The organism is Rhodococcus sp. NPDC057014, from assembly GCF_042673295.1.
Lineage (GTDB): Bacteria > Actinomycetota > Actinomycetes > Mycobacteriales > Mycobacteriaceae > Rhodococcus_F.
Genome location: NZ_JBHUSF010000172.1, coordinates 1 through 18,232, shown reverse-complemented (window position 1 = coordinate 18,232; position 18,232 = coordinate 1). Strand labels below are relative to the sequence as shown.

General features: G+C 68.3%; 14 protein-coding genes. 4 read left to right on the top strand and 10 right to left on the bottom strand.

The window, feature by feature from the left end; genetic code table 11:
• Window positions 1-139 precede the first annotated feature (139 nt).
• From ACFTZB_RS27760 to glf, 6 genes are all read right to left on the bottom strand, one after another.
• Entirely contained in the window at window positions 140-1,150 is a 1,011-nt protein-coding gene (locus tag ACFTZB_RS27760) for an alpha/beta hydrolase (protein ID WP_378436115.1), read from the bottom strand.
• A 338-nt stretch (window positions 1,151-1,488) separates the two neighbouring features.
• On the bottom strand, window positions 1,489-3,408 hold the full coding sequence (gene zomB / locus ACFTZB_RS27755; protein ID WP_378436113.1) for a flagellar motor control protein ZomB: 1,920 nt from the start codon (window positions 3,406-3,408) through the stop codon (window positions 1,489-1,491).
• A gap of 1 nt (window position 3,409) precedes the next feature.
• On the bottom strand, window positions 3,410-4,315 hold the full coding sequence (locus ACFTZB_RS27750; RefSeq protein ID WP_012691119.1) for a decaprenyl-phosphate phosphoribosyltransferase: 906 nt from the start codon (window positions 4,313-4,315) through the stop codon (window positions 3,410-3,412).
• Window positions 4,312-4,830: a phosphatase PAP2 family protein gene (locus tag ACFTZB_RS27745; RefSeq protein ID WP_378436110.1), complete on the bottom strand. Its 519-nt coding sequence runs from the start codon at window positions 4,828-4,830 to the stop codon at window positions 4,312-4,314. Before ACFTZB_RS27745 ends, ACFTZB_RS27750 begins: the two co-directional genes overlap by 4 nt.
• A complete protein-coding gene (locus ACFTZB_RS27740; RefSeq protein WP_378436108.1) occupies window positions 4,811-6,727 on the bottom strand; it encodes a glycosyltransferase in 1,917 nt (638 codons plus the stop codon). Before ACFTZB_RS27740 ends, ACFTZB_RS27745 begins: the two co-directional genes overlap by 20 nt.
• Window positions 6,724-7,941: a UDP-galactopyranose mutase gene (glf, locus tag ACFTZB_RS27735; protein ID WP_378436106.1), complete on the bottom strand. Its 1,218-nt coding sequence runs from the start codon at window positions 7,939-7,941 to the stop codon at window positions 6,724-6,726. Before glf ends, ACFTZB_RS27740 begins: the two co-directional genes overlap by 4 nt.
• Window positions 7,942-8,088: 147 nt before the next feature.
• Here glf and ACFTZB_RS27730 point away from each other — a divergent pair, with 147 nt between their 5' ends.
• Window positions 8,089-9,213 (top strand): glycosyltransferase, encoded by a 1,125-nt coding sequence (locus ACFTZB_RS27730; RefSeq protein ID WP_378436104.1) that lies wholly within the window; start codon window positions 8,089-8,091, stop codon window positions 9,211-9,213.
• On the opposite strand, the gene ACFTZB_RS27725 is transcribed toward ACFTZB_RS27730, so the two are convergent.
• A complete protein-coding gene (locus ACFTZB_RS27725; protein ID WP_378436102.1) occupies window positions 9,210-10,790 on the bottom strand; it encodes a SpoIID/LytB domain-containing protein in 1,581 nt (526 codons plus the stop codon). The two genes, ACFTZB_RS27730 and ACFTZB_RS27725, sit on opposite strands and share 4 nt — an antisense overlap.
• Before the next feature lie 235 nt (window positions 10,791-11,025).
• On the opposite strand from ACFTZB_RS27725, the gene ACFTZB_RS27720 reads away from it, so the two are divergent.
• Window positions 11,026-13,203: an N-acetylmuramoyl-L-alanine amidase gene (locus ACFTZB_RS27720; protein WP_378436099.1), complete on the top strand. Its 2,178-nt coding sequence runs from the start codon at window positions 11,026-11,028 to the stop codon at window positions 13,201-13,203.
• A 32-nt stretch (window positions 13,204-13,235) separates the two neighbouring features.
• Here the strand turns inward: ACFTZB_RS27720 and ACFTZB_RS27715 are convergent, their stop codons facing one another.
• The 3 genes from ACFTZB_RS27715 to ACFTZB_RS27705 are packed head-to-tail and all read right to left on the bottom strand — an operon-like array spanning window position 13,236 to window position 15,598.
• A complete protein-coding gene (locus ACFTZB_RS27715; RefSeq protein ID WP_378436097.1) occupies window positions 13,236-14,057 on the bottom strand; it encodes an HAD family hydrolase in 822 nt (273 codons plus the stop codon).
• Between the two features lie 44 nt (window positions 14,058-14,101).
• Window positions 14,102-14,833 (bottom strand): lysophospholipid acyltransferase family protein, encoded by a 732-nt coding sequence (locus tag ACFTZB_RS27710; protein WP_378436095.1) that lies wholly within the window; start codon window positions 14,831-14,833, stop codon window positions 14,102-14,104.
• A gap of 9 nt (window positions 14,834-14,842) precedes the next feature.
• On the bottom strand, window positions 14,843-15,598 hold the full coding sequence (locus ACFTZB_RS27705; protein ID WP_378436093.1) for a lysophospholipid acyltransferase family protein: 756 nt from the start codon (window positions 15,596-15,598) through the stop codon (window positions 14,843-14,845).
• 89 nt (window positions 15,599-15,687) lie between these two features.
• On the opposite strand from ACFTZB_RS27705, the gene ACFTZB_RS27700 reads away from it, so the two are divergent.
• Both ACFTZB_RS27700 and ACFTZB_RS27695 read left to right on the top strand, forming a co-directional pair.
• Window positions 15,688-16,515: a hypothetical protein gene (locus ACFTZB_RS27700; RefSeq protein WP_378436091.1), complete on the top strand. Its 828-nt coding sequence runs from the start codon at window positions 15,688-15,690 to the stop codon at window positions 16,513-16,515.
• Window positions 16,516-16,614: 99 nt separating this feature from the next.
• The gene (locus tag ACFTZB_RS27695) at window positions 16,615-18,195 is read left to right on the top strand and encodes a Rieske 2Fe-2S domain-containing protein (protein WP_378436089.1); all 1,581 of its coding nucleotides are present in this window, start codon (window positions 16,615-16,617) and stop codon (window positions 18,193-18,195) included.
• The last annotated feature ends 37 nt before the right edge of the window (window positions 18,196-18,232 follow it).

The following is an 18,232-nucleotide window of genomic DNA, read 5'->3' as shown; positions in this document are numbered from 1 at the left end:
GTTGTGCACTCCCGGGGGGAACGGATTCCGAGGTATTCCTCTCACCCGGCCGATCCGGGACGCCGCACTTCAGAACGCACGAGCGCCGCCCCGCCGGTGAGGCGGGGCGGCATTCGCCACGATCGTGGTGGCGTCTAGATCACCAGGCGCCCAGCGTGTCCAGGATCTGGCCGCGCGCCTTCCACAGCTCGGCACCCCAGTACGGCCACGAGTGCGTGCCGTTGGCGGGGAAGTCGAAGGTGGCCGGCACACCGAGGCTGGCCAGACGCACCTGGAAGGCGCGGGTGTTGGCCAGGGCGAGGGCCTCGAGGCCCATGCCGTTCGCGGTGTTGTAGTAGTCGATCGGCGCGCGCGGGTGGTCGAATTCACCGGGCAGACCGCTGGCGGCCGAGATGAACATCGACAGGCCGTTCAGACGCGGGGCGAACACGAACGGGTCGTTGCGCAGCCACGCCGGGTTCCACGGCGGGCCCCACATGGCGTCGACGTTGTAGCGGCCGGCGTCGATCATCGCGACGCGGATCGCCTCACGCATGCCGGGAGCGGAGATGTTCAGGTAGCCGGACAGCGAACCGGCGAACTTGAACTGGTCGCGGTGGTACGCGGCGAGCGTCAGGGCGGCGCTGCCACCCATCGACAGGCCGAGGACGGCGTTGTTGGTGCGCGAGACTCCGTAGTTGGCCAGGAAGTCGGGCAGTTCCTGGGTCAGGAACGTCTCCCACTTGTAGGTGACGGGCTGACCGTTGAAGTTGCTGGCCGAGTACCAGTCCGAGTAGAAGCTGGACTCGCCGCCGACGGGCATGACCAGCGTCACGTTGTCGTTGCGGTACTGGTCGAACGCGTTGGTCTCGAAGCTCCAGGCGTTGCGGTCGTTGCGGGCGCGCAGTCCGTCGAGCAGGTACAGCGCGGAGCTACCGCCGCGGGCGGCCCACTGGACCTGGACCTTGATCGGTCCCATGGAAGAGGGAACCCACAGTTCCTCGTAGCCACCGGCCGGCGCGGTCTTGGCGGGCCCCGCATGCGTCGGTGCTGCTGCAGCAACGGCTCCACCAGCGATTCCTGCGCCCACAGGCAGTACCAGTGCGACGGCGCCGATGGCCATCGCACGCTGCTTGAGGCGCTGAGACAACCTCGGTCTGGCAAAACGCATGAATACTGCTCACTCTCTTCGTCTGCGGACTCCGCCAACTGGGCGGCTCCGGCGGATTCCGTCGGGGAACAGGCGACCTGCCGGGCCCGGGCACGTGGCCGGGCCGGCAGCGGACCTCTTCCGAGTCACACTGCGCTTGGTGGACTGTATGTCACACGAAGTTCCCTGACAAACGCTCGCGGAGCGCTTTTCGGGGAACTTCCAGACCACCGTCACGATGACTCATCATCGACGTACATCGTCGCCGACAGTTCCAGCGTTACACAAACGAGATCTGATGTTCCGACATCGAGATCAGCCCGGGACGCCGCGGTGACACGGGCCCCGTCCGGTACGCCCTATTTGGCCGGTTCCGGGAACGGCGGCTCGAGATTGCACCGCTGAATTTCATATGCGGGAACACGCTCGAATCGATAACTCGCGAAATGCAGCGCATCCTTGAAATTCTGTTTGAAACGCGGCCACGTCAGTTCCGACCGATACGACGTCAGCAAGTCCTGCGTTTCGGGGCACGTGAGTGCGACCCGCGCCTCGGTCACCCAATCCTCGTCGAGGAATCCGGGCATCCAGGGGTGCTTGTCGATCATTCCCGTGTCCACCACGACCCAGTCGGGGTAGAGCGCCTTGTCGTGCCCGATACGGCCGTCGTCCAGCCGCTCGGTGTGCGCCGCAAGCGGGTACGCGAGACCCATCTGGTCCAGCACCCGCACGTCGAGACCGACGTTCATACTCGTCATGCCGAGGTTCAGGAAGTACACGGTGTGGCCTGCGCCGTCCTCCGGGATCGGAAGGGGCGGTGGCACGACGAACCAGTACGTGTAGTCGGCGGACGGGATCAGCAGGCCGCCGTCGGGGGTGTCCGAGATGGTCTGGACCATGGCGCGCATGCGCGGGTAGTCCAGGTAGTCGTCCGCACGAATCGGGTGCGCGTGACCGGTGTTGAGAACGTAGAAGGCGCGTTCGTCGACAATTCCGGAACGTCCGATCACGACACCTTCCGGCATTCCCGTCGTGTTCGACGCGAAAAACGCCCACACGACGGTGCCGACCCACAGGAAGGCCATGGCGAGGAAAGTCGACGATTCCCTGTTACGACCCCATGATGCGCGGTCCGGAATTCGTACCGGAATTACCGCGACGGGCACGATGAAACAGAACAGAACGGGAAGAAGAACGCGGCCGTGCATGAAGTCGCCACCGACGCGCAACGAGTACAGACCGAGGATCAGGCCGCTCGCGAGAACGAAGACGACGACGGCGTTCTGCGTGCGCAGCCATCCGCGCAGGCGCGTCAGCCGCGTGCCCTCGGTGTGACGAACACCATGCTCGATGTCCTTGTCCCGGCCGCGCCAGGCGATCACGGCGCCGGCGAACAGGAAGACCAGCGGCAGCCACAGCAGGTACGGGCCGAGCAGATTCCAGAGGTAGGCGAAACCCTGCGACCACTTCGCGCCGCCGGCGTCCTTCGACACGGCGGTGTTCGGGTACGGGAGGGCGTAGTAGCCCATGCGCCAGATCTGGTAGCCCACCGGGACGATGCCGGCGACGAACACCATCGCCACCCGCACCACCCACGTGAGGCCGGGCGCCAGGAAGATCATGGCCAGCGACAGCACACCCAGGATCGCCAGTTCGGGGCGCACCAGGGGGCCCATCCCGGCGATGAACGCGAGCGTCAGCACCGACGTGGTGGACGGGGTGGCCGCCTGGCTCCACCGGACCAGCAGCAGCCAGAGCAGCGCGATCCAGAAGATGACGAGGCAGCTTTCCAGGCCCGACGTCGCGAAGTCGCGGGCCGGGGGCACCGCGATGTAGACGAGCACACCGGCGGGCATCAGGAACAGCGTGCCGCCGCCGGCGAAGGATCCACCGCGGTACAGGCGCGCGGTGCCGAACATGGCGAGCACGATCGCCGCCGTGGACAGGATCAGCGCGATCGTGAGAACGACGTATTCGAGCCGGGCCTGGGACAGCCAGCCGAACGCGTAGACGATGTACGTCCACGCGGTGCTGGTGTTGGCCTCGACCCGCTCGCCCGAGTTGAAGACCGGACCGTTGCCCGCGAGCAGGTTCCGGACCGTGCGCAGCACGATCAGACCGTCGTCGGCAATCCATCGCCGCTCCCAGGCGCCCCAGAACATCAGGAGAGCCGAGACGGCCACACCCCCGAGGAAGACCACCCTCGAGAGGATGGCCTTCCGGTGGCGTTCGGTGGTCCGCTCCGCGGCGGCGCCCGATTGCTCGGCGTCGCCTACCAAGTCAGACGAGGTAGACAGCGACACCCACCACTCCGATCCAGGCAATCGCGAGAAGTTGGAGCACACGGTCGCCCAGGGCGATCTCCTCGGGTTCCCCCGCCTCGCCGCCGTCGACGTCCACGGCGTAACGCAGGATCGCGATCGTGAACGGCACCATGGAGATGGCGTACCAGTTGGTGGCCTTCAGGTCGTCCTGCTGGAACGCCCACAGCCCGTAGCAGAGCACGACCGCGGTGGCGCTCAGCGTCCAGACGAACCGCAGGTACGTCGTGGTGTAGTTCTCGAGGGACTTGCGGATCTTCGCGCCGGTGCGCTCGGCGAGCTGCAGTTCGGCGTACCGCTTACCGGCCGCCATGAACAGCGAACCGAATGCCATGACGAGCAGGAACCACTGCGACAGAGCGATCTCGGCGGCCACACCACCGGCGATGGCGCGCAGCAGGAACCCGGACGAGACGATGCAGATGTCGAGGACGGCCTGGTGTTTGAGGCCGAAGCAGTACGCCAGCTGGATGCCGATGTACACGGCCATCACGACCGCCAGCTGCCAGTTGGCGAGGAACGACAGCGCGATCGAGCCGCCGAGCAGCACGACCGCCATGGCGAATGCCAGGTTGACGGGCAGCACACCGGCCGCGATGGGGCGGAATCGCTTGGTGGGGTGCGCGCGGTCCGCTTCGACGTCCATCGCGTCGTTGACGAGGTAGATGCCGGACGCTGCCATGCAGAACACCACGAAGGCGAGCGCGACGGGAAGCAGGACGGCGGATTCCGTCGCCGTGCCCGCGGCGACGGGTGCTGCGAGGACCAGGACGTTCTTGACCCACTGACGCGGGCGGACGGCCTTGACGATGCCAGCCGCCAGGGATGTCGGGGGTCCGGTGACGACGGCCGGTTCCTCGCTCATTTTTCTCCAAACTTCTGCTCGGCCTTCAGCACCGCGACCGCGGAGGCGGCCCCCAGGGCAGATCCGGCGAGCACATCGGTCGGGTAGTGCACTCCCAGAACGAGCCGGGAAAGCAGCATCGGCGGTACCAACAACGCAGGCAAGGGTAGCCCGGTGAGTCGGCCGAGCAGCACGGCAGCCGCTGTGGTGGATGTCGCATGCGAGGACGGGAAGCTCAATTTGCTGGGCGTCGACACGTTGACCTGGATCGACGGGTCGTTCGGCCGGGGGCGGCGGACGATGCGTTTGATCACGATCGAGGCCGCGTGGGCACCGACGGCGCCCACGGCGACGCCCGCCCACTGCCGGCGGCGGGGCTTGTCGAGGGCCGCGCCGATCCCGGCGACGGCCACCCACCCGAGAGCGTGCTCACCGAAGTGGGACATGCCCCTCGCGGTCGAGACGACCCCGGGCCTGCTCGCGATCGTCGACTGGACGGTCTGCAGGATCTGGACCTCACTGGATGCCGAAGACACGTTCCCACCTCTCCTTGCTGGTCAGGGCAGGAACGGCGTCCTGGTACTCGCGCTTGAGTTCGGGGAATCGCTGCGCCAGTTCGCGGCGCAGCCGGATCGCTTCCTTCAGCAGCGCGAGCGCGAGCTTGGGGTTGCGCTTGCGGTAGACGACTCCGCGACCGTCCGCGGTGGTGACGGTGACACCGTCCACCTGGGACAGCAGGAACCACCGCGCGTCGAGGGTGGGCACGTTGAGCTGGGGACGCTCGTGGTGCTCCTCGTGGGCCGGCTTGACGTTGTGGACGAGGCCCTTGCCGAGTCGCACGATCTTCGCGAGCGGGTTGCGGGGCTCACCGACGGCGCCGACCTCGGCGCCCGAGGGTAGCGGCAGGCTCGTCGACGACGGCAGGACCACGGCGTCCGGGTATTCCTTGCGCATCGCGTGGACGTTGCCGAGCGCGGTCGGGAGCAGTTCGAAGATGTGCTCGGGACCCTGCAGGAAGTCGGCGATGGCCTGATTCTGGATCGCGACGGTCGAGTATTCGAGGCACAGCAGGTGCTTGATCGTGGCCTTGACCGTGTTGATCACGAGGCCGCGGCCGTTGCCGGGCATGTGCAGGGACGCGACGACGAGACGGTTCCGCAGGTGGAAGTACGCCTGCCAGTCGATGGCGTCGTCCTTGTCGCTCCACGCCATGTGCCAGATCGCGGCACCGGGCATGGTGACCGTCGGGTAGCCGGCCTCCCGGGCGCGCAGACCGTATTCGGCGTCGTCCCATTTGATGAACAACGGCAGCGGCTGACCGAGTTCCTCGGCGGCCTGCCGGGGGATCATGCACATCCACCAGCCGTTGTAGTCGACGTCGATGCGGCGGTGCAGCAGGCGGGAGTTCTCGCGGTCGCTCAGCGGGTAGCGGGAGAAGTCGTGGTCGTACTCGACGTTCGGGGCGGCCGTCCACATGAAGATGCTGCGGTCGACGACCTCGCCCATCGAGTGCAGGTGGCTGCGCTCCTGGAGGTTGAGCATCTGCCCGCCGACGAGCATCGGCGACTTCGCGAACCGGGACATGGCGAGCGCGCGGAGGATCGAGTCGGGCTCGATCTCGATGTCGTCGTCCATGAACAGGATGTGCTGGCAGTCGGTGGTCTTCAGCGCCTCGTACATGATCCGGCTGTAGCCGCCGGACCCGCCGAGGTTCGCCTGGTCGTGCATCGCCAGCCGGTCGCCGAGCGCCTCCGCGGCCTCCGCGAACCCGGGCTCGTCCTTGACCTTGCGGGTGCCCTGGTCCGGGATGATGACGGCCTTGACGACATCCATGACGAGTTCGTCGGACGCCAGCGCCGTCAGCGCCTTGACGCAGTCGGTGGGCCGGTTGAACGTGGGGATGCCGACGGCGACGGTGGCCTCACCGGGAGCGTCGACCGGTGCGTACCAGCCGGCGCTCTCCAGCACGACCTCGGTGTCGCTGGTGATGTCGAACCAGATCCAGCCGCCGTCCTCGAACGGCGCCAGCTCGATCTCGAACTCGAGGGCGGCGTCGCCGTCCTGGAACTCGCGGCCCTCGACGTGGATGCGGGACGAGTCCGCCTTCGACCGGTAGACGTCGATGCGGCAGTGCCCCGACAGCTCGAGCCGCAGCACCACGGAGTTCAGCGTGCTCCACCGGCGCCAGTAGCTGGCCGGGAACGCGTTGAAGTAGGTGCAGAACGACGCCTCGGACTCGGCGCCGACGGACAGCGACGTCCGCGACAGCGAGTGCGCGCGGCGGCTGTTGGTCTTCGCCTCCTCCAGGTAGAGGGTGCGAACGTCCAGGGGCTCACCGGCGCGCGGCAGGATCACCCGCTGCAGCAGCGACTTGCCGAGAAGCGGCGCGTCCTCGGTGACCTTCTCCGATTCGAGCAGATGCCGGGCGCTCATTCGGCCTCCCCCACGAGGTCCGCACCGGATTCGAAGTGCGGACGCAGGGAGTTGTCGAACATCGACAGCGCGCTGGCGATCGCCATGTGCATGTCCAGGTACTGGTAGGTGCCGAGACGGCCGCCGAACAGGACCTTGTTCGCGGACATCTCCTCCTTCGCGCGGTCGCGGTAGGCGGCGAGCATGGCGCGGTCGTCCGGGGTGTTGATCGGGTAGTACGGCTCGTCCTTGCTCTCCGCGAACCGGGAGAACTCCCGCATGATGACCGTCTTGTCCTTCGGGTAGTCCCGCTCCGGGTGGAAGTGGCGGAACTCGTGGATCCGGGTGAAGGGCACGTCGGCGTCGTTGTAGTTCATGACCGGCGTTCCCTGGAAGTCACCTGTCTCCAGCACCTCGGTCTCGAAGTCGAGGGTGCGCCAGCCCAGCTCGCCCTCGGAGTAGTCGAAGTAGCGGTCGAGCGGGCCCGTGTAGACGACGGGGGCGTCCGGGTTCTCGGCGCGCAGGTCGTCGCGGACGTCGAACCAGTCGGTCTCGAGCCGGACCTCGATCTTCGGGTCCTTCGCCATGTTCTCGAGCCACGCGGTGTAGCCGTCGACGGGCAGGCCCTCGTACGTGTCGTTGAAGTAGCGGTTGTCGAACGTGTACCGCACCGGCAGGCGGGTGATGTTGCCCGCGGGCAGGTTCTTCGGGTCCGTCTGCCACTGCTTGGCGGTGTAGTCGCGCACGAATGCCTCGTACAGCGGCCGCCCGATCAGGGAGATCGCCTTCTCCTCCAGGTTCGACGCGTCCTTGGAGTCGATCTCGGAGGATTGTTCGGCGATCAGTTTCCGCGCCTCGTCCGGGGTGAAGTAGCGCCCGAAGAACTGCGACACCAGACCCAGCCCCATCGGGAACTGGTACGCCTGACCCTTGTGCAGCGCGAACACGCGGTGCTGGTAGTTCGTGAATTCGGTGAACTGGGTGACGTAGTCCCACACCCTCTTGTTCGAGGTGTGGAACAGGTGCGCTCCGTACTTGTGGATCTCGATGCCGGTCTCGGGCTCGGCCTCCGAATAGGCGTTTCCGCCCAGGTGATGACGACGGTCGAGCACCAGCACACGCTTACCCAGCTGTGTTGCTGCACGCTCGGCGACGGTCAGTCCGAAAAATCCGGAGCCGACGACGATGAGGTCGTACCGGCCAGGGGCGGTTGTCTCTGGGGTTGCAGCGGTCACGATGAACCAGGGTAAGCGACTCCGCGACCTGTGCGCGGCCAAGGGGGGCACCGACGGGTTCGGCACGCACGAGGAGTTCTCCCTGTATTCACCGGTTCTGCAGACCTCGTTGTTCCCGCCGACGCGGCGATCGCGCTTCATGAGCGGGTGCGCATCGTCCAGCTGGCGAACTTCTACGGACCGCGGTCGGGTGGGCTCCGCACCGCCCTCCACAACTGGGGTGAGGGGTACGTCGAACGCGGACACGAGGTGGTCCTCGTCGTCCCAGGTCAGCGGGACTGCGAGGAGCTGCTGCCGAGTGGGGTCCTGCGCATCACCCGGTCCGCTCCGACCATCCCGTGGACCGGGGGTTATCGCGTCGTCGATCCGCGCCGGGTGGCCGACGTCGTCACCGGTCTCGGACCGGACGTCCTGGAGGTGTCCGACCGGCTGACGCTGCGCGGTTTCGGGGGCTGGGCCCGCGCCCGCGGAGTACGCAGTGTCGTCGTGTCACACGAACGCCTCGACCGGTTGCTCGGCCAGTTCGCTCCCCGGCGGGTGGCCCGCGGCTGGGCCGACGTCGCGAACCGCCGGATGGCACGCAACTACGACGCCGTGGTCTGCACGACGGACTTCGCGAGCGAGGAGTTCACCCGGATCGGGGCCCCCAACCTGCACCGAGTCCCGCTCGGTGTCGACCTCGCGATGTTCCACCCCGGCAAACACGACCAGGAGATGCGCGACTCCTTCGCCGATCCGGCGCAGCGCTTCCTGCTGCACTGTGGCCGGTTGTCGGTGGAGAAGCAGGTGGAGCGGAGCATCGACGCCGTCCGGCTGTTGCGGCGGCAGGGGCACGATGCCCGGCTCGTCATCGCAGGCGACGGCCCTCGGCGGGAGGCGCTGCAGTACCGGGCCCGGGGGCTCCCCGTGCACTTCACCGGGTTCATCAGCGACAAGGGCCGCCTGGCGTCGTTGTTCGCGTCGGCGGACGTGTCGCTGGCGCCCGGACCGCACGAGACGTTCTGCCTGTCGGCACTCGAGTCGCTGGCGGCGGGCACGCCGGTGGTCGCGTCACAGTCGTCGGCTCTCGCCGAGATCATCACACCCGGCTGCGGCGCCTTGGCCCGGGACCGCGGTCCGGCGTTCGCCGACGCCGTGAGCGGCATCCTCGAGATCCCCTCGCGCACCCGCCGGGCGTGGGCCCGGCGGCGGGCCGAGGACTTCGGCTGGGCCGAGTCGGTCGACGGGATGCTCGCCGTGATCGAGGGGTCCGCTCCGCTGTCTTCCGTTTAGCTGCCGCCGGTCGGCAGCCACTCGCGGAGCACACTCGCGTCGATCACCTGCGCTCCCAGTTTCTTCGTCCAGATGATGGTGCCGTTGGTGAACATCCGGAACTTCCCCGCCTCGGACGGCAGCATCATCTCGGGGCCGAGCGGTGCGCCCAGGGTGCTGTTGACGCCCCCGAGTTCCTTGTACTTCTCGGCGATCGGCGAACCCTCGGTGGTGCCGACGGTGTCCTCGTCCTCGCCGGCGGAGGCGAGGACGGACGGATCGGGTTCGCCGGGGGCGGCAGGCGGCGCCGGCACCGCGAGCCCGTCACCGATCGTGAACCAGTCGGATTTGAGCTTCAGCTTCGCCCTCGCCTCGGCGCCGGTCGCCTCCGCGGTACCCGACGTTCCGACGACCTTCACGCCGGTGACGCGTCCGCCGTCGACCCCGAAGTTGTTGCGCGTGACCACCTCGAACGATTCGAGGTCGCCGACGTTGAATGCGGACGCGATGTCACCCGCGGTGAGGGTCACGACCCAGTCGTGGTTCGGCGACACGGTGTCGCCCTGGTCCTCGACGGCCGGGAACTCGCCACCGGCCGTGTATCCGCCTGTGGACGAGGAGAATTCGGCTGCGACGGGTTTGTTGTCCTTCGTCAGGATCATGCCCTGGGTGGAGCGGACGGCGTCCGTGGTCCGCGGGTCCTCCTTCGAGGAACCGCCGTAGACCTGGCAGCTCTGGGTGTCGCAGGTCTTCGCGTACTCCTCCCGGTTCTCGGCGGCGGCGTACGAGCGGGCCGCGACGGCCTGCGCCCGAAGCGCCTCGGCCCCACCGGTGTCGGCCCAGCCGGCCTTCGCCTCGGCAGGCACCACACCCAGCAGGTAGTCGTCCATGTCGACGACGTTGACGGTGCGCACGGCGGCGCCGTCGAGCGCGACCCCGAGGGCGCCGCGGTAGGGGGTGTCACCGGCGCACAGCTTGAGGTGTTCGTTCGCGGGACGGTCCGGGGCGAGGTCGATCGGGTCGACCCACGGGTGGTCGGTGGCGTCCTGCCACAGGACGTCGCCGGCACATCCGCGGGTGACGACGACGTTGGCGCCGCCGTCCGCGGTGGGCGTCAGGTGGACGGCCTCGCCCGGTCCGACGGGCTTGCCGGCGACGACGGCTCCGGCGTCGGAGTAGACGTCGAGCGGTTGATCGTCACGCGCCTGCAGCCGGACGCTGATCTGCGCGTCGGCGAGGGTGCCGAGCGTGGTGCCGCCGTAGTAGTGGCCGAGGATGCGTTCGGCCGCCCACCCCTGATCCTTCGCGTATCCGTAGGCGCCCCACTGACCCATGCCGCGGCCGTGGCCGTTGCCGTGCCCGGAGAGCGTGAACGGCGTGTCGGAGGCGACGGTTTCCCGGACGTCCTGACCGGAGGAGCGGACCTGGAGGACCACGCCGGTGACGGCGCCGACGACGAGGACGGGTGCGATGCCGAGCGCCGACGCGCGCAGAACCTTGGCCCTGAATCCGCGCGGGGCGGGAGGGCCCGCGATGTACCGCCTCCTGCGAGTCCAGGCAGGTCTACCTGCTCGAACCCCGAATTCGGTCTTCGCCATCACTGCACTCCTCATCGCTGAACAACGAGCGCTGAGGCGGGTGTGCGACTCGTCTCAGCGGGTCCGAGAAATTCGGGATAAAGTCTCAATGTAAGGTTGAGCGTTATGGACCTGTGTGACTAGTGTGGCAAGAGTGATTGGAGTTAGCAACAACAGTCTCTTCCGTCACACAAGCATCACGAGTTGCAGACACGCGAGGTCGCTCGCAGGAAACTACAACTGAGGAGAGTCCCCCTTGCCGCACCGTCGACCGAAGCCCTCGATCGTCCTCGGGGCTGTCGCCGCGCTGGCTGTCGCAAGTCCCGTTGCGGTCTACGGCATCAGTAGCGCACCCTCGGACGTCCGATCCACGAATGAAACCTCCAACTCCGCCGTGTCCACCGAGATCGCGCAGGTAGTGCTGTCGCAGATCCCCGACATCGTGATCCCGCTGAAGGAACTGACCGGGCTGAACCTGCCGGACGTCAACATCGGCGACCTCCGGAACCTGAAGATCCCGCCGTACCTCCACATCCCCAGCAACGTGCAACTCCCCGGCGGAATCCAGATCCCCAGCCTGCAGATCCCGCTGAAACTGCCCGCCCCGGGCGACGTCTCCGACCCCGCGATCCTGCCCCCGGCCGATCAGCAGCCCGGCACGATCGTCAAGGAACTGACCCGCGAGACCCCGTTCAGCATGGTGGCGCTTACGTCCGACACCCTCGCGTCCGCGGAGTCGAAGGTCCGCGCGCTGCAAGCCGACGGAACGTGGGGACAGTGGGTCTCCCCCGACATGATCGACACCCGTCGTACCGACAAGACCGCGTCGGACGGCAAGGTCGCCACCGAGCCCGTCTACGTCGGCCTGACGAAGGCGATCCAGATCCTCACCCCCACCTCGGCGCCCACGCAGGCGGGTGCACCCGCACCCGACGCGGTTCCCGCACCGGCACCGGCGCCCGCGGCTCCCGCTCCCGCACCGGCGCCCGCCGCCGACGGGGCCGCCCCGCTCGGGTACACCCCCGCCGCCGTCAACACGCCGCTGCGACAGCAGCCGGCCCGGGCGGGCGCCGATGACGTCACCGCCGTGCTCATCGAACCGGGCAGCGGTCCCGGCGACGCCACACTCGGCGACATCGCGAGCCCGCTCGACAGCGGCGGCCCCAAGGTCATCAGCCGCCAGCAGTGGGGTGCGGACGAGTCCATCCGCTGCCAGGACCCCGACTACGACGACTTCATCGGCGGTGCCACCGTGCACCACACCGCCGGCGCCAACGACTACTCGAAGGCCGAATCGGCCGAGATCGTCCGGGCAATCTACGCGTACCACGCGCAGACGCTCGGCTGGTGCGACATCGGCTACAACGCGCTGGTCGACAAATACGGCCAGATCTTCGAGGGCCGCGCAGGCGGTCTCGACCGTCCCGTCCAGGGCGCACACGCGGGCGGGTTCAACGAGAACACCACCGGCGTCGCGATGATGGGCGACTTCTCCTCGGAGGATCCGCCGCAGGCCACCCTCGACGCCGTCGGCAAGTTCCTGGGCTGGAAGCTCGGCAAAGCCGGACTCGACCCGCTCGGCGAGACGACGATGTACTCCGAGGGCACCGAGTTCACCCCGTACGCGGAGGGTGAAGCCGTCGACCTGCCGGTGATCTTCGCGCACCGCGACGTCGGCAACACGTCCTGCCCGGGCGACGCGGCGTACTCGCACATGGACGAGATCCGGCAGATCGCGGCCGCCAACGTCAGCGGCGGCGGCAACGCCTCGCTGGCCTCGGACGCACCCGCGGGTGAGGCTCCGGCGCCGTCCGGCGGTCCGGGCACGGATGCCAGCGCCGGCCTCGGCGCCGAGATCCCCGCCCTGGTCACCGAACTGCTGCGGCTCACCGATCCCTCGCCGGTCGCCCAGAAGTGGGTCGCGGAAGGCGGCGACACCGGCAGGCTCGGCCAGGCCATCACGGGACTACTGCAGGCCAAGGCCGGGAACTCGGGCGCAGAGTTCGCCAACGGCGCCATCTTCACTTCGCCCAACGGCGGTGTGTGGACTGTCCTCGGCCAGATCTTCAAGACGTGGCAGAGCCTCGGGGCCGACAACGGCGAACTGGGCCTGCCGACCAGTGACGAGTACTCGATCCCGGGCGGTCTGCGCACCGACTTCGAGAACGGCTCGCTGATCTTCAACGAGCTCACCGGCATCGTGACCAAGGTGTTGAAGACGTACAACGACACCTACGCGGAGGCCTACAAGAACGGCGCCCGGGTCGATGCCGCGGCTCCCGTCGCACCGCCCGCGGACCCGGCACAGATTCCGCCGGCTCCCGTCGAGCCCGCACCGGTTCCCGCCGAACCCGCACCGGCACCGGCACCGGCAGCACCCGAACCGGTTCCCGCGCCCGCTCCCGTCGAGCCGGCACCGGTTCCGGCCGGCTGACCGAAGTTACCCCCTCTCGGGCGCTGGTGGTCTCAGGACCACCAGCGCTCGAGCACTTTCGCGACCCCGTCGTCCCAGTTGGTGGCCGTCACCTCGTCGGCGGCAGCCTTGGCGTCGGGATGCGCGTTCTCGACGGCGACACCGCGGCCCGCGAGGTTCAGCATCGGGATGTCGTTGGGCATGTCGCCGAACGCCACGATCCGCGACGCCGTCACCCCGAGCCGTTCCGCGACCAGCGCGAGCCCGGATGCCTTCGTGATGCCCGCCGCCGACAGTTCGATCAGCCCGTTGTCGGTGGAGAACGTGACGTCGGCGCGGCGCCCGATGTGCGGCGCCAGCGCGTCGACCATCGCCTGACTGGACATTTCCGGCACCCGGATCAGCAACTTCACCGCGGGCGCCGCGACGACCTCGTTCTCGGACATCTCGGTGTTGTCGGGGTTGAGCCAGGCGTGCTGGTAGCCCGGGGAACTGACGAACTGCGGCGTGGCGGCGTCGTGGGCGCTGACCCCGACCCGCTCGGCCGCGAGACCCGCGCCGGGCAGCACGTCGAGCGCGATCGCCGACAGCCACGTGAGGGTGTCCACGTCCAGGGTCGCGGCGCTGAGCACGCGGTCGCTGTCGCTGTCGTAGATGACGGCGCCGTTGGCGCAGACGGCGAGCGGCGCGTAGCCGAGGCCCTCGACCACGGGATGGATCCAGCGCGGGGGCCTGCCGGTGGCCAGCACGAAAGGTGTCCCCGACGCGACGACCGACGCGACGGCGTCCCGGGTGCGGGCGCTGATGCGCTCGTCCTCCCCGATCAGGGTGCCGTCGACATCGGACGCTACAAGGCTCGGTCGGTCTGGGCTCACCCAGCCATTCTGCCTGCCGGGCCCGCGACGCCGCCGGGCGGCCGTTACCGGGCCCGGCGTTCCTCGGCCTCCCGGCGGTCCATCTCGGCGGCCTCCTCGATGGTGGGCGCGCTGCCGCCCAGACGTCGGGGCACCCAGTACGCGCCCGCCGGATGGTCGAATCCGTCCTGCACCCGGCGCAGGATCGCGTCCATCTCCGCGTGCAGGGTCTCGGTGAGCGCGTCCGCCGGTTCGCGCGGCCCGATCGGCCGCCCCACCTCGACGGTCACCGGGAAGCGGTGCCGCCCAAGATTTCTCGGCCTGCCCTTCGTCGCGATCCGCTGGGCTCCCCACACGATGACGGGCACGATCGGCACCCCGGCATCGATCGCCATGCGCGCCGCACCGGATTTCAGCTCCTTGATCTCGAAGCTCCTGCTGATGGTCGCCTCCGGGTACACCCCCACCAGTTCGCCCTCACGCAGCCGGTCCACCGCGGCGAGGTAGGCGCCGGCGCCGGCGGTCCGGTCGACCGGGATCACGCCGCATCCACGCATCAGGAACGCCATCACCTTGTTGTTCGCGAGTTCGACCTTGGCCATGAGCCGCAATTTGCGATCCACCGCGCCGACCGCGAGGGCCAGTTGGACGAAGTCCAGGTAACCGGTGTGATTCACCGCGAGCACCGCGCCACCCTCGGTGGGGATGTTGTCCAGGCCGACTCGCGTCATCCTCAATCCCTGGAACAGGGACAACGCCCTGGCCGTCGACTCGACGGCCGTGTAGACCGGCTCCACCGCCACCTTCTAGCTGCCGGTCTCCCGGGACCGGCGGGCCTGCGCCTTCGCCTCGGCGTCGGCGGCGTCCATCTTGTTCGCCTCGTCGAGCGTCGGCGCGCTGCCACCGAGGCGCGCGGGCACCCAGTACTCCCCTGCCGGGTGGTCGTACCCCTGCTGGAGGTCCGCGAGCATCGTCGTCATGGTGGTGTGCAGCTTCTCGGTCAGCTCGGACGCCGGCTCGAACGGCTGGATCGGCTCACCGACGGCGATCGAGATGGGAGTGTTCGTGCGGCCCAGCCGCTTCGGGAAGCCCTTGGTCCACACCCGCTGCGCACCCCAGATGACGATCGGGACGATCGGCACGTTCGCCTCGATCGCCATCCGCGCGGCACCCGACTTGAATTCCTTGATCTCGAAGCTCCGGCTGATGGTGGCTTCCGGGTAGACGCCGACCAGTTCACCGCGGCGCAGGAAGTCGACGGCCGCCTTGTACGAATCCGAGCCCGCGGCCCGGTCGACCGGAATGTGCTTGAGCGCGCGCATGATCGGGCCCGAGATCTTGTTGTCGAACACTTCCTTCTTCGCCATGAAGCGGACGTACCGCTTCACCCTGCGGGCCGGAAGTCCGGCGTAGGTGAAGTCCATGTAGCCGGTGTGATTGATCGCGATCACCGCCCCACCCGTCGCCGGAATGTGCTGATCCCCCTTGACCGTGAACTTCAGCCCCTCGAGGGCGAATACGGTGCGGGCGATGCCGATGACGGTTCGGTAGACGGGTTCCACAATCGGCTAGCGTAGCCGGGTATCCGCGATCTGGCCCGCCGTCGGGGACGGACATTCGGTGGGGAGTCGACAGAAAGGGCGCGCTGGACATGGGTGGCACGGGCAGGAGGGCGCTCATCGCGCCGGTCGTCGCGGTGATCCTCGGGGCGGGGGTGGCGTGCGATTCGCAGTCCGGCATCCCGACGGAGGAGCCGCCGGCCGACACCGTGTCCGCGCCCATTTCCGCGGCCGAGCCCACGACCACCTCACCGCCCGCCCCCGTGCCGCAGGTGGTCGTCGGTGAGGTGCCCGGCAACCCCGCGGCGGTGGACGCGGTCAGAGCCTGGGCCACCGACCTGGTCACCCGGCCCGCCGCCGTCCCCGCGAAATGCTGGACGCTGCCGCCCGCGCAGGCCGCCGACCAGTACGCCGACAGGGCCGCGATCCTCGGGGCGCTCGCGCAACCCGGCCTCGACGGGCAGTTCGCGGTGTCGTGGACGGGCGGCGGCACCACGGTGTCCGTCAAACGCAGCGAGATCGCGTCCGGCTATGCCTGCCCGCACGTCCACCCCGCCGGGACCGTCGACTTCTACACTCCCGCCGACGCCGAGTACGCCGTCACCCGGTTCCTGTCGCGGGAGTCCGGCGCGCCGGTGAACCGGGCGGACACCGAGACCGCCTACCCGCTGATCTGCCCCGGCCTGAGCCCGTGGGATCCGGCGGGCACGGGCGCGGGCGGCAGGCCGCCGCTCCGGCTCGACCCCGACGCCCTGGCCGGGACCACCGCGTTCGCCGCCGACGCGATGACCGCCACACCCGTCCGCGGCGACTACCTGGACGTGTCCGTTCCGGTCACCGACGTGTCCGGTGTGACCGTCACCAAGCAGATCACGCTGTCCATCGGACCAGACGGTTATTGCCTGGGTGAAGTGACCTGACCGCAGGTGAGTGGCACGGTGTGCTGGAGCGCGCATTGTCACTCACCTGGGGGGAACGCCTACCCTGGAACAGTCGCTCAGCTCCCAGGAGGCATACCAGTGCAGGTCACCAGCGTCGGACACGCCGGATTCCACATCCAGACCGAGGCAGGCTCGATCCTGTGCGACCCGTGGGTCAACCCCGCGTACTTCGGGTCCTGGTTCCCGTTCCCGGACAACACGCAGCTCGACTGGGACACCCTCGGCAACTGCGACTACCTGTACGTGTCGCACCTGCACAAGGATCACTTCGACCCGGCGAACCTGAGCAAGCACGTCAACAAGGACGCGACCGTGCTGCTCCCCGACTACCCGGTGCCGGACCTCAAACGGGAACTCGAGGCGCTGGGCTTCCACAAGTTCTTCGAGACCGAGGACTCCGTCAAACACAGGATCAACGCCGTTGGAATCGAGGTCGCTCCGCAGGCTCCACTCCAGCCGGGCGACCTGGACATCATGATCATCGCGCTGCGCGCACCCGCCGACGGTCCGATCGGCGACTCGGGTCTGGTCGTGTCCGACGGCGAGACGACATGTTTCAACATGAACGACGCGCGGCCCGTCGACATGGACGTCCTGCACGACGAGTTCGGCACGATCGACATCCACCTGCTGCAGTACTCGGGCGCGATCTGGTACCCGATGGTCTACGACATTCCGACCAAGACGAAGGCCAATTTCGGCAAGCAGAAGCGCCAGCGCGGCATGGACCGGTGCCGCAGCTACATCGAGCAGGTCGCGGCCACGTGGGTGGTGCCGTCCGCCGGACCGCCGGTGTTCCTCGACGACGCGCTGCGCTACCTCAACGACGACCGTGGCGACGAGGGCAACATCTTCCCCGACCAGATCACGTTCCTCGAGCAGATGCGGATCCACGGCAACGACGGCGGCATCCTCATGATCCCGGGGTCGACCGCGGACCTGAAGGGCGGCGAGCTGTCGCTGACGCACCCGATCCCGGACGCCGAGGTCGACAAGATCTTCTCCGACAAGGCCGCGTACATCGAGAGCATGGCGCAGCGGATGGCGCCGGTCCTGGCTGCCGAGAAGGCCACGTGGGCGCCCGCCGAGGGGGAGCCGCTGCTCGAGGCGCTGAAGGCCAAGTTCGAGCCGATCATGAAGCAGTCCGACCTGATCTGCGACGGCATCGGTTACCCGGTGGGCCTGGTGATGGGCGACGAGACCGTCGTCCTCGACTTCCCGCAGCGCACCGTCCGCCCGCGCGGCGAGAAGGACGGCAAGTACCGGTACGGCTTCCGGATCGCCCCCGAACTGGTGCGCACGGTGCTCCGCGACGACGAGCCCGACTGGGTGAACACCATCTTCCTGTCCACCCGCTTCGAGGCGTGGCGCGTCGGCGGGTACAACGAGTTCCTCTACACGTTCTTCAAATGCCTCACCGACGAGCGCATCGCATACGCCGACGGCTGGTTCGCCGAGGCCCACGACGACTCCGCGTCGATCGAACTCGGCGGGTACGAGATCCAGCGGCGCTGCCCGCACCTGAAGGCCGATCTGTCGAAGTTCGGCGTCGTCGACGGCACCAACCTCACCTGCAACCTGCACGGCTGGCAGTGGGACCTCGAGTCGGGGCGCTGCAAGACGTCGAAGGGCCACGAACTGCGGTCCACGAAGCTCTGACCCGTCGTACGAACGGGACGCTCGTTCGGTCAGATCG

Excerpts from the sequence above, each read along its gene's own strand:
- ACFTZB_RS27740 (WP_378436108.1), bottom strand. The coding sequence starts at position 6,727 with ATGAGCGCCCGGCATCTGCTCGAATCGGAGAAGGTCACCGAGGACGCG.
- ACFTZB_RS27760 (WP_378436115.1), bottom strand. The coding sequence starts at position 1,150 with ATGCGTTTTGCCAGACCGAGGTTGTCTCAGCGCCTCAAGCAGCGTGCG.
- ACFTZB_RS27750 (WP_012691119.1), bottom strand. The coding sequence starts at position 4,315 with ATGAGCGAGGAACCGGCCGTCGTCACCGGACCCCCGACATCCCTGGCG.
- ACFTZB_RS27700 (WP_378436091.1), top strand. The coding sequence starts at position 15,688 with ATGGGTGGCACGGGCAGGAGGGCGCTCATCGCGCCGGTCGTCGCGGTG.
- ACFTZB_RS27725 (WP_378436102.1), bottom strand. The coding sequence starts at position 10,790 with ATGGCGAAGACCGAATTCGGGGTTCGAGCAGGTAGACCTGCCTGGACT.